The 12,365-nt window shown below is 73.3% G+C and carries 7 protein-coding genes; 4 read left to right on the forward strand and 3 right to left on the reverse strand.

What is annotated here, in order from left to right:
* The first annotated feature begins 14 nt into the window (after positions 1–14).
* On the forward strand, positions 15–2,753 hold the full coding sequence (locus WME97_RS35770) for a kelch repeat-containing protein (protein WP_437544370.1): 2,739 nt from the start codon (positions 15–17) through the stop codon (positions 2,751–2,753).
* A gap of 74 nt (positions 2,754–2,827) precedes the next feature.
* On the opposite strand, the gene WME97_RS35775 is transcribed toward WME97_RS35770, so the two are convergent.
* A complete protein-coding gene (locus tag WME97_RS35775; protein ID WP_437544372.1) occupies positions 2,828–5,761 on the reverse strand; it encodes a glycosyltransferase in 2,934 nt (977 codons plus the stop codon).
* A 29-nt stretch (positions 5,762–5,790) separates the two neighbouring features.
* Positions 5,791–7,248: a formylglycine-generating enzyme family protein gene (locus WME97_RS35780; RefSeq protein WP_437544374.1), complete on the reverse strand. Its 1,458-nt coding sequence runs from the start codon at positions 7,246–7,248 to the stop codon at positions 5,791–5,793.
* A 754-nt stretch (positions 7,249–8,002) separates the two neighbouring features.
* Between WME97_RS35780 and WME97_RS35785 the strand changes: the two genes are divergently transcribed.
* Both WME97_RS35785 and WME97_RS35790 read left to right on the forward strand, forming a co-directional pair.
* A complete protein-coding gene (locus tag WME97_RS35785; protein ID WP_437544375.1) occupies positions 8,003–8,224 on the forward strand; it encodes a hypothetical protein in 222 nt (73 codons plus the stop codon).
* 185 nt (positions 8,225–8,409) lie between these two features.
* Positions 8,410–9,660, forward strand: coding sequence for a hypothetical protein (locus tag WME97_RS35790; protein WP_437544377.1), 1,251 nt, complete (start codon positions 8,410–8,412; stop codon positions 9,658–9,660).
* Positions 9,661–9,754: 94 nt separating this feature from the next.
* Here the strand turns inward: WME97_RS35790 and WME97_RS35795 are convergent, their stop codons facing one another.
* A complete protein-coding gene (locus WME97_RS35795; protein WP_437544379.1) occupies positions 9,755–10,546 on the reverse strand; it encodes a tetratricopeptide repeat protein in 792 nt (263 codons plus the stop codon).
* A 470-nt stretch (positions 10,547–11,016) separates the two neighbouring features.
* Between WME97_RS35795 and WME97_RS35800 the strand changes: the two genes are divergently transcribed.
* On the forward strand, positions 11,017–12,339 hold the full coding sequence (locus WME97_RS35800; RefSeq protein WP_437544381.1) for an STAS domain-containing protein: 1,323 nt from the start codon (positions 11,017–11,019) through the stop codon (positions 12,337–12,339).
* Positions 12,340–12,365: the final 26 nt, after the last annotated feature.

Genomic DNA, 12,365 nt, shown 5'->3' on the forward strand with positions numbered 1-12,365 from the left:
AGAGGAGATCCGCGATGCGTTTTCAATCACCATTTCAACGGTGGCTATTCATCTTATCGACATGGCTGTTCGGTGGGGCGCTGCTGGCCTGCGGCGCCGGCTGCGGCGCCGAAGCGCCCGCAGGCGTCAAGCTGCGGCAGCAGTTCCCCGATCAGGCAGCGCAGGTCCTCGAGGTCAGCGAGGCGTTCGTCGCGGTCAACGGCGGTTTCTCGCTCGCCTCGCTCGGCGATCCGAGCCGCGAGCTCGACATCGAGGCAGCGTTGCTGCGCCGCGGCGGGCTGCACGCCGCCCTGCCGGCCCGCGGCGAGGGCGAGATCCGGTTTCATCTGCCCGGCGGGTTCGAGGCGCGCGTGCGCGAGCTCGACGCCGAAGGCGAGGGCGAGCTCGCCGAGCGCGCGGTGGCGTATCCGCGCAAGGGCGGCACGTCGTTCTGGTCGGCGATCGACGCGGGCTACGAGGAGTGGCTGCTGCTCGACGCGGGCGTGGCGCGCGCGGATGCGCCCGCGGCGGTGTGGCAGGTCGAGGGCGCGACGCTCCGGCAGCAGCGCGACGCGGTCGAGGTGGTCGACGAGGCCGGCGCGGCGCGGCTGCGCGTGACGGCACCGGCGGCGTACGCGCGCGGCGGGCGGCCGATCGCCGTGCGCCTCGAGGTGCGCGGGGCGACGATCGAGCTGTGGGCCGACGCGGGTGGAGAGCCGGCGCTGATCGACCCGGTCTGGACGTGGGCGCCCGCGATGAGCACGGCGCGCAGCGGGCATACCGCGACGGTGCTCGCGAGCGGCGACGTGCTCATCGTGGGCGGCTACAACGGCGCTGTCGTTGCGAGCGCGGAGCTCTATGACCGGTACACGAACAGCTGGTCGCCGGCCGGGTCGCTGACCACCGCCCGCCGCTACCACACGGCGACGCGGCTGAGCAACGGCCGGGTGCTCATCGCGGGCGGCAGCAACGCCTCCAACGTGCCGATCGCGAGCGCGGAGCTCTATGACCCGAACACGAACAGCTGGTCGGCGGCCGGGAGCCTGACCGTGGCGCGCTCCGGGCACACCGCGACGCCGGTCGAGGACGGCAAGGTGCTCGTGATCGGCGGCCAGAGTGACAGCTCCACCTACTTGGCGAGCACCGAGCTCTACACCCCCGGGTCCAATGGCTGGTCGCCGGCCGCGCTCATGACCACGAGCCGCAGCGGGCACACGGCGACGCGGCTCCTCGACGGCAAGGTGCTCGTCGCGGGCGGGCGCAATGCCGCCTACCTGACGAGCGCGGCGCTCTACGACCCGAGCAACAACACATGGTCGGCGGCGGGATCGATGGGCGTTGCCCGTAACAAGCACACGGCGACGCTGCTTCCGGACGGCAGGGTGCTGATGGTAGGCGGCGCCGACTCGAACTCTCACGAGCTCTCGAGCGCCGAGATCTACACCCCGGGGACGCCGCCCACCTGGACCCCGGTCGCGTCGATGACCACCCCCCGCATGTCCCACACGGCGACTCGATTCCTGAGCGGCAAGGTGCTCGTCACGGGCGGAACCACCGCGAGTAGCACGGAGACCGACAGCGCGCAGATGTACGATCCGGCGACCAACACCTGGATCGCCGTCAAGCCAATGGGCAGCAAGCGCACTCAGCACACCGCGACGCCGCTGGGCTTGAGCAAGGTGCTCATCACGGGCGGCTTCAGGCACGACGGCCTCGCGACCGGGTACCTGGCGAGCGCCGAGCTCTACGACCTCGACGCCGAGACATGGAAGTTCGTCGCGCCCATGGCCATGGCCCACCCCGCCGGTGCCGCGGTGCGGCTCCAGGACGGCAGGGTGCTCGTGACGGGCGGATACGACGACGATGACGACGAGGACCCCGAGAATACTGCCGAGCTGTACAACCCGACGACCAACACCTGGACGTCCGCGCCCGACATGCCAGTGGACCGAACATGGCACACGATGACGCTGCTCGGGAACGGCAAGGTGTTGGTCGTGGGGGGCTTTGAGGACGTCTCTGCGCTGGAGAGCGCCGCGCTCTACACCCCCGCCACCAACACGTGGTCGTCGGTGGGACCCGCGGGCTTCGATTTCGCCCGGACCTCCCACACCGCGACGTTGCTTCAGACCGGCAAGGTGCTGGTCGCCGGGGGAGATCCCAATAATCACAACGATCAGGCGCCCACCGCGCTCTTCAACCCGTCGACCAACATCTGGTCGACGGCCGGGCCCATGGTCGTTCCCCGTCAGGCTCACACCGCGACGCTGCTCCAGAACGGCAAGGTGCTGGTCACCGGAGGCCGGCGCAATAGCAACGATAGCTATACCAAGACCGCCGAAATTTACGATCCGACGAACGACATGTGGGCGGCTGCGAGCGACATGACCGCCGCTCGCGGACAACATACCGCCACGCTGCTCGCCAGCGGTGACGTGCTGGTCGTCGGAGGGCGCGATGCCTCGAGTTATCTGTCGACCACCGAGATCTATCATCCGGCGTCGAACTCCTGGTCAGCCGGTCCTGCGATCATCGCCCGATCCATGCACGACGCGGCGCGGCTCAACGACGGCAGGGTGCTCATCGCGGGGGGGCGAAACGGCAGCGGCATGCTCCGGAGCACCCAGGTCTACAGCCCGGTATCGAACACGTGGACCACGACGGGGCCGATGGACCAGCCCTATACGTTGCGCGGCATGATGCTCCTGCTCGCAGACGGCCGGGTGCTCAACGTGGGCAATTACGACGGGAGCGTCGAGATCTACACCCCCTGACGCCCGCGGGGCTGTCGCGCCCGGATCGCGCCGCTTCGCCACGGCAATTTCGTCCCTGGGCGACGCTGTAGTGCCTAGTCTCTACGCACGTCCCGCTCGCCCAGGCAGACGCCCACGTAATCGGCGACCATCCTCTCCAGCGAGAACCGCTCCCGCGCGCGCTCCCACCCCGCCGCGCCCATGCGCGCCCGCCGCGCCGGATCGGCGCCCAGCTCCACGAGCGCCGCGGCGAGCGCCTCGGCGTCGCCCGGCGCCACCAGCCGGCCCGTCACGCCGTCGTCCACCTGCTCGGACATGCCGCCGACCGCCGTGGCCACCACCGGCAGCCCCTCGGCCATCGCCTCCAGCGACGCGTTCGGGCACCCGGCGGGCTCGGCGATCAGCGCGAACACGTCGAGCTCACGCAGGAACGCGCGCGTGTCGGCGAGCTCACCGACCCACTCGACCGACAGCCCCGCCGCCATCCGCCGCAGCTCCTCGGCGTGCGCCTCGGCGCCGCGCTCCACGCCGCCCGCGATGCGCAGCACGTGCGGCGGCATGCGCGGCGCCGCGAGGCGCAGCGCGGCGAGGAGCTCGTCGAGCTTCTTGTGCGGGTGGATCCGCGCCGCCGTCCCGATCGCGAGCCGCCCGTACCCGCCGACGGACGCGCGCTGCTCGGGCGCCGGCGCGCGCAGCGCCGCAGACGGGCACGGGCCGAGCGCCACGCCGTTCGGCACCACATGCGCCGGCGCCCCGAGCACCTCGGCGGCGAGCGCCGCCTCGGCCCCGTACTTGACGATCACCCCCGCAAGACGAGCTCCATAGTCGCGCGGCGCGCTGTACGGCAGCCCGCGGCGCGGCGACGCGAAATACCGGCGCAGCGAGGCGAAGTACATCTCACCCGGGCTGATGTCGAAGAGCGGGACGTCGAGCAGCCCGTCGGCCAGGAGCACCTTGTGCTCGGCGATCACGTTCCACATCAGCACGGCCTCCGGCGGGTCCTCCTCGATCGCGCGCAGCAGGCGCTCCACCGCCTCTGCAGGCTCGATGTCGGCCGGCGGCGGCACCGCCAGCACCGGGATGCCCGCGGCCTCGAGCGCGCGCCGCCCCGGCGTCGGGTACTCCGGCTGCTCCTCGATCACGGCCGCCCGGCCGCGCACGCCGGCCGCCGCGAGGTTGAGCAGCAGCCGGCGCGCGCTCGACTGGGCCCCGCCCATCGAGAAGTTGTTCGTGACGAGGAGCAGCCCGTCGCCCCGCCGCACGCCGCGGTTCCGCGCGATCGCCCGCGGGTAGAGCCGCGCGTACCCCTCGGCCATCCGCGCGAGGCTGAAGTGCCGCGCCACGACCTCCCGGCCGCTCGTCGACCCGTCGCCCGCGTCGCCCGCGGCGCCGGCGCGCGCCGCCGCCACGATCGCCCCGGCGAACCGCTCGGGCGCGGCGTCGAGCGGCAGGTGGACCATCGCCGGCGTCTCGGCCGCGATCTCCACGGTGCCGCCGGCGCCGGTCGCGACGACCGGGAGGCCCGCCGCGAGCGCCTCCAGGTGCGCGAGGCTCAGCCCCTCGTGGGCGCTCGGCGACACGAGGACGTCGGCCGCCGCGAGCAGCCCGGCGACGTCGCAGACCGCCCCGGCGAAGCGCACCTCGGCGCGCAGGCCGAGCCGGTCGACCTCGCGCCGGATCTCCGCCTCCGCGACCAGCGCCTGCTCGCTGCCCGGCGAGGCGCTCCCGGCGATGACGAGCCGAGCCGCCCGCGGATCGCCGGCCGCCGCCAGCGCGGCCCGCGTGGCCTCGAGGATTCCAGGCAGCAGGTGCAGCCGCTTCTGCGGCCGCGGGTTCGCCACGGCGAGCAGGACGAGGTCGCCCGGCGCGATCTCGAGGCGCCTCCGCCACGCCGCGGCCTCCGCCGACCGGGATCGGCGCACCGCCTCCCCCGACCCGGACCGATGCGCCTCCGCCGCCTCGGCCCGGCGCGCCGCGTCCGCAGGCGCGAGGTCGATGCCGTTCCAGACCGTGCGCGCCGGGATCGGCAGCGCGCGCTCCGCGAGCTCCGCCTCGACCGCGCGCGCGCACGCAACGAGCAGCGTGGCGCCCTCCGGAGCGAGGCGATCGAGCCCCGCCGGCCAGCCTGCGGCCACGTTGTGCACCGTGACGAGCGGGCGGTACCCGCGCGCGGACAGGCGCGCGAGATCCTCGGCGTCGAACAGGTGCGCGTGCGCGAGATCCGCGCCCCACGCGGCGAGCCCCCGGGCGAGCGCGTCGAAGCGCGCCTCCCTGTCGCCGCGCGCATCGGACAGATCGAGCGCCCCCGGCGGCGCGGAGAACGTGGCGCGGGTCGGCCGGTACACCGCGCAGACGAGCGAGCGCACGCCGCGCCGCGGCAGCTCCCTCGCGAGGTCGATCGCGATCCGCTCGGCGCCCCCCTGCTGCAGGCTGGTCACCACCTGCGCGACCCGCGGCGCCGCGTCGTCGCACACGTCGAGCGGCGCGTGCCGCACCACGCGCGCCCGCCGCGCCCCGAGTTCGCCCTGGAGCGCGGCGTCGAGCGGCTCGCCCGCGCCGAGCCGCGCCGCGACGCCCGCGGCGAGCGCCCCGTCGAGGTACACGCTCGCCGCGCGGGGCAGCCCCGGAGCGCGGCGGGCGCGCGCGGCGCGGCTCAGCTCGCCGCCCGTGGCGCGCAGCAGCTCAGCCCACGCCGTGACGTCCGGCTCGGGCACGGAGGTCGCGGCGAGGTCGCTCGGCGCGAGGACGGCGCCGAGCGCGCAGAGCGGCAGCCCGGTGTCGCTCGGCGGCGGGAACGGGTCCGGCTCGATCGCCGCGGAGGGCGCAGGCCAGGCGCCCCCGCGCACGAGCCACACCGGCCCCGCCGCGAGCGCCTCCGCCGCGGCCGCGAGCGGCGCCGCCGTGAGATCGACCGGCGCGAGCCCGGCGAGCCGGAGCGCGCGCAGCGTGCGGCCGGCGCGGGCGCGGTGCGCGGGCGCTTCGGCGAAGACGGCGCAGAGGGGGCGGCGCATGCGGGAGCTGCGGAACATGCGAAGCATGCGAGAGAGAGCGGCGCGGCTCAGTAGGCCGACGGATAGCCGCGGAACGGCGCGGCGACGGCCACGTCCGGCGCGCTCGAGATCCGGTCCCTCGACCGGTGCCCCGCGGCGGCCGCGCGCGGCGCGGCCGACGGCGCCGCGGCCCACCCGGCCGCGCGCGGAGCGGCCCACGCGGCCGCGCCGATCTGCTCCACCTCCACGCCGGACGGGACGCCGCCCGTGTAGACGAACTGCCCGCGCGGCCCCGGCTCGATCGGGACCGACGCGCGCCGGATCGCGCCCTTCACGAGGCAGCGGTAGTGGAGCATCGACCCGTGCAGGTGCGGGGGCGCGTGCAGCCAGAAGCCGTCGCCCTGCGGCCGGAACGTCACGCCGGGCGGCGCCCCGGCCATGGGCCTGCGTCCGACCGCGCGGTGCACGAGCAGGCCGATGAGGCCGATGACGGCGCTGGCCAGGACGAGGCCGCCGCCGACGAACCCCACCGTCGCCGCGGTCGACCAGGAGCTCGAGCGCGGCGCCTGCGCGGTCGCCGCCGGCGGCGGGGTCGGCGAAGGCGCCGCGGCAGGGGCGCTCGCCGAGAGCGCGGCGACCACGCGGAAGCCGTTGTCCGCGTTGCGGCTGCCGGGGTCGTTGCGGTACCGCGCCGCGGCGCGCAGGTGCTTCGCGTCCTTGAGCCACGACCCGCCGCGCAGCACGCGCCGGGGCTTGTCGCCGGCCGGGGGCGCCGTCTGCTCGGGGTCGGCCGCCGGGCCGGGCGCATAGGGCCCGTACCAGTCGCGACACCACTCGTAGACATTGCCGCTCATGTCGTGCAGGCCGAAGGCGTTCGGCTGCTTCTGCCCGACAGGCCTCGTCCCGCTCCCCGCGTTGCCCTTGAACCACCCGATGGCGGCCGCGGCGCTGTCGGCGTCGCCCGCATAGAACCGCGTCTGGGTCCCCGCGCGGTCGGCGTACTCCCATTGCGCCTCGGTCGGCAGGTCGAAGGCGCGGCCGGTCTTCTGCGTCAGCCAGCGGGTGAACTCGCCCGCGTCCTTGAAGGTCACCAGCGTCACCGGGTGCAGGTCGGTCTGCGGGAAACCGGGAGTCCTCCAGGTGAACTCCTTGCGCTGCGAGAGGCCCTTGCCGTCGAACCCGAACCCGCCGGAGGCGCCGACCTCGGCCTCCGTGCGGTAGCCTGTCTCCGCGGCGAAGCGCCCGAACTGCCCGACCGTGACCGGAAACTTCCCCAGGTAGAAGTCGCGGCCGAGGGTCACGTCCCGGACCGCCTCGTCGTCGCCGCGCCCGGCCTCCGCGGGCGGCGAGCCCTGACGGAAGCGCCCCCCCTTCACCAGCACGAGCTCGAGCTGCACCCCCCCGAGGTCGATCGCGACGGCGGGCGCCGGATCCGCGGCCTGCGCCGAGTCCGGGGCGAGGAGGGCGACGGCCGCCCCGAGGACGATCGCAGGAAGGACGCGGCATGCGGTGGCGCGAGGCTGCACGGGCCCACGCTACCAGAGAGCGCGGCCGAGGTGCGCTCGCAGCGACCCGAGCGGCGCAGCCGACCGAGCGGCGGAGGGCGCCCGGAGCGCCCTCGGCGCGCCGGAAGAGCGGGCGCGCCGGCGCGCGCCCCTACCTCGCTACCTCGCGTCCTGCCCGCGACATCACGCTTATCAAAGTGTCTTTACAGTTCTTCACTCAACACATGATCTGACCGGCACCAGCGCGAAAACAGCTACAAAACAGCCCTCCAACGCCGCTCCGGGTGACCCATCGGCGGCGGGATCGAGGCTCGACAGGCGCTCGTCCGCATGGCATCCAGCGAGGCTCGACGCCGGAGTCAACCGCGGTCGAGCGCGCCCTGGTCACACCTCACAGCGAAGCGAAAGGATGTACGCACTGTCGGCCGAGGCCCTCGATATGCCATGGCACGCGGACGAGCGCGGAGCGCGTGGCTCATCCTGCGGCGCAGAGGACGTCGTATCCTTGCTGCGCGATGGCCGCCTGACGACCGATCGTGCAGCGTGGGAGCTCACGGCGAACGACCCGCAGCTCGCCTTGAACAGCGAGCTGCGAGCGGCTGCACGAGCACAGCCTGTCCTCGCTCTCGCGGCAGACCCACGTGTGCGTGGTGGGGAGATTCCCCCATCCCGCTGGCATGAAGGAACCGCCAGATCGTCCCATGCGTCCCTCGCCGCGGCGGGTGGCAGCGAGGACAGTGGGGAGCTCGGCGCCGCGCCGGGCGTACGTGTGGACATGATGAGCGGTACGATCATCGATCCCCGCGCATCCACGTTTGATCTGCGGCAGGGCGCCGACAAGGACATTGCTTTCGGCGGCGGCAATCCCTATTGCATCGGGGCGACGCTGGCTCGCCTCGAGGTGCGGCTCGCCATCGACACGCTGCTCGGCCGCTCTCCGAGCTGGGGCTCGCGGCACCGGCCGAGCGGGCGCGGCCGCCCTCGATCCTGGAGATGACTTCATGATGCGTCCGACTCCGCCCTCGATGGGATGAGGTCGGCCGCGGACAAGCCGGCGCGGACAAGCCGGCGTCGATCGATTTCCCCGGGTGCGCGCCCCTCTGCGGGCCCCCGGGAGCCATGTGCGCGCGACCCGAACGGCGCGCGCGAGATGCGATACCAACACACGGCAGGGATCAACGCATGCGAACAACGACCTCACTCATCGCTCTCCTCGGCGCAGTCGCGCTCTTCGGCTGTTCTTCCTCGGACACCAACCCTCAACCCTCCGAGGACGAGCTGCTGGCGCCGCCGGCCGAGGGCGCCGGCGTGCAGTATCGGATGGTCTCCACGCTCCAGCCGGGGCAGGAGATCGAGCGCTGCCAGCTCTTCGTCGCGCCGCCGGAGGGGCTCAACGTCAACGAGGGGAAAGTGCGGTTCTCCGGCGGGAGCCACCATGTGCTCCTGTACACGACGCCCTACACCTCGATCCCGACCGAGACGCGCCGCGGCGTCGCCCTGGACGGGAGCCAGGTCCACGACTGCAACGACGGTCCCCAGGGCGACTGGGAGGTCACCGGCGTGATCGCCGGCTCCCAGTCCGCCGACGGCGACTCCTTCATGGACGAGCTCCCGGAGGGTGTGGCGCTCAAGGTCCCGCCCGGCACGGTGCTCCTCATGAACACCCATTACCTGAACTCGTCGTCCAGTCCCATCGAGACCGACGCGCGCATCAACCTCTATACGATCGCGGACGACGAGGTGAAGGTCGAGGCGGGCATGCTCTTCCATTACAACCCCTTCATCAGCGTGCCCGCGCACGGAAGGTCCACGGCGCGGATGCGCTGCGTCGCCGAGAACGACATCTCGATCGTGAGGATGCAGTCGCACATGCACCGCCGCGGCGTCGGCTACGCCGCATACCACGTCGGTATCGACGGCACGATGACGGAGCTCTATGCCCACGACAGGTGGGAGGGGGTCCCGTCGAAGGAGTTCACTCCGTTGCTCGAGCTCAAGGCGGGAGAGTCCCTGGACTACCGCTGCGATTTCAACAACGTCGAGGATCGCGCCGTCGCGCAGGGCCTGACCACCCGCGACGAGATGTGCATGCTGATCGGGCCGTACTTCCCGCGCTCCCCGGCCTACGAGAACTGCGAGACCGAGGAGGGCCTGGTCGCCGCGACGTGGTACGGCGACGGGAAGACGACGTGCGCCGAGGCGTTCGAGTGCCTCGGCAGCGCCCAGGATGACGCCGCGGCCTACGGCTGCGTTGTGAACAGCTGCGAGAGCGTCGGGCCCCAGCTCTCGGCGGCGCTCGCCTGCCAGATGACGGCAGGGAACGGCGCCTGCAACGAGGCGTGCGACGGCCAGGACGACGAGGCCTGCAACACGTGCGTGGGCGAGGCGTGCGCCGCGGAGATGGACGCCTGCGAGACCGCGACGTGCGACTGACGTCGCGATGACAGGCGCCGCGGGGCGGCCCTGCGCCCCCCCGCGGCGATCCTCCCGCGCCACGCACTCCTCGCGCGTGGCGCCAGCGCTCGCATCAGAACTTCCCCTGGAGCTCGATCCGCCCGAGGCCCACCCCGGCGCTCCAGACCACGCCGCGCGGCGCTCGCGGAGGCGCGCCCGCAGCCGCAGGCGCGCCAGCGGCCTCGGACTCGCTGCCGCCGCCGGGCCGGACCACGAGCAGCACGACGCCCGCCGCGGCCGCCGCCGCGCCCACGACGAAGCTCACGGTGGACACGTGGCCCAGCGTGGCCGCTGCATCGGCGTCGCCTTGCAGCTCGGCCGGGCAGCGGCGGCCCTCGCAGCGCGACCTGATGTCCGAGACCTGCGACAGCGACATGAGGCCGGTCACGGCGCCGACGCCGATGCCCACCGCCCCGAGCCCGAACGCGACGCCGGCGGGGACCAGCGAGCCGCCGCCCTCCGCCCCGGCCGGCGCCGCGGGCTCGGCGCGAGGGGGCGCCTTCACCGCGGCCGCGTCCAGCGCGGCGCGTACGCCCGCGAGCTCGGTGTCGGCGTCCTTCCGCGCCTCGAGGAACGCCGTCGGCGGATCCTCCGGGAGCGGCTCGCCGAGGACCTGCTCGTACAGGTCGCGCGCGGCCTCCAGGCGGCCGAGCTTGCGCTGGCACCGCGCCATGTAGAGCACGAGCGTCGGCGCATGAAAGAGGCGATCCGCCTCCTGGAAGACGTCGAACGCCTCCTGCCAGCGGTCCGCGCCGTACAGCTTGAGCCCCTCGTGCGCCTTGGTCCGGGCGGCCTGCTGCGCCTCGGCCGAGGCGCCGTCCGGCGGAGGCGCCCCGAGCGCCGGCACGGCAGCCAGCAACGTCACAACGAACGCACACCGGCGAAGACAGTTCGAGAGCATCATCATCCTTGTCCGTCAGAAGCGATCAGAAACTCGACCAGAAGCCGGAGAGAGCGCCGCGGCCGTCGCCTTCTTCACGGCCCCGCGCGCCCGCGCACGCCGCCTCGCCGCGGCGGCCGACACCTTAAGGGGAAGAGCGCACCACCGTCCAGCGACGACTCGGACGACTCGGATGGCGAGCGCCGTGATCTCCCAGGATCCCCGGCGCGCCCGCCGCCCGCCGCCCGCCGCCCGCCTGGAGACGTCACCGCGGCGCCGGCCGGCGACCGCGCGCGCCGCGCCGGTCCATGGCAAACGAGCGAAACGAGCGGACCGACGACGACGCCGCGTCGAAACGGATTCGATACATGGCGCATGTTACGGCTTCATGCATGACTTGCCCCCTCAAACGCTCGGATGAACTGGCGGCGCGAGCTCGATTGAGGCTCGACAATGTGCTGACGGATGAGCGGTCGCTCGTGGACCTGCTCCGGGTGGTCACCGTCGACGTCCACGAGGCAGCGAGCGTCGAAGAGGCGCTGCATCGCACCATCACGCACATCTGCAATCACCTCGGCTGGCCGGTCGGGCATGCGTACGTGCCGGCCGCGGACGATCCGTCTCTGCTCCTTCCCACGGCGCTCTGGCACCTGAACGATGAAGCAAAGTTCGCGACGTTCAAGGCTGTCACGGAAGCGACACAGTTCACCGCGGGGCTCGGTCTTCCCGGGAGGGTGCTCGCCTCGAAGCAGCCGGCGTGGGTGCGCAACGTCACGGTGGACGCCAATTTCCCGCGCGCCCGTCTCGCGAGGAACCTGGGCGTGAAGGCGGGGTTCGCGTTCCCCGTGGTCGTCGGCGCGGACGTCGTGGCCGTGCTGGAGTTCTTCTCCGACGCCGAGCACGCGGACGACGGGAAGTTCACGGCGACCATCGGCCGCATCGCGCGGCAGCTCGGCCGCATCTTCGAGCGCAAGCACGGGCAGGAGATGCTGAGCAGGGAGCGGGACTTCATGGCGGCCGTCATGGATCTCGTCGACGGCCTCATCGTGGTGCTCGACGCGCGCGGCCGCATCGTCCGCATGAACAGCGCCGCCGAGCAGGCGCTGGGGAGCGCGCGGGGGCTCCAAGAGGCCCGGTTCCTCTGGGATCTCACGCCCGATCCGCGCGCGTCCGCGCAGCTCAAAGGCCTCTTCGAGCAGCTCGGCGCGGGCGAGTCGAAGAGGCAGGTGGAGGTGCCGTGGACGGCTGCAGACGGCGCTCGCCGGGTGACGGCGTGGTCGGGCGCCGTCCTGCGCGGCAGGGACGAGAGGGTCCGGTTCGTCATCATGACCGGCATCGATCTGACGGAGCGCAAGCGCGCCGAGGAGGAGCGCGCGCGGCTGCAGGAGGAGGTGATCAAGGCCCAGGACGCCGCGCTGGCGAAGCTGTCCGTGCCGCTCATCCCCATCCGCGACGACGTGGTGGTCGTGCCGCTCATCGGCCCGCTCGAGGCCGGGCGGGCGCGCCGCATGATCGAGGCGCTGTCGCGCGGCATCGCGGACCGCCGCACGCGGATCGCCATCATCGACCTGACCGGCGTGGACGAGATCGATCCGCCGGCGATGGAGGCGCTGCTCGACGCGGTGCGGGTCGCGGGCCTCCTCGGCGCGCGGGTGGTCCTCACGGGGATCCGCCCCGAGGTCGCCCAGCGCCTCGCCGAGCGCGGCGCGGACATGGGCCGCTGCGCGGTGAAGAGCTCCCTCCAGAGCGGGATCGCGTTCGCGATGGCGAGCCGCTGAGCCGCCGAGGCGACCAGCGCGCCCGA

Source organism: Sorangium sp. So ce367, assembly GCF_051520455.1.
Lineage (GTDB): Bacteria > Myxococcota_A > Polyangia > Polyangiales > Polyangiaceae > Sorangium > Sorangium cellulosum_B.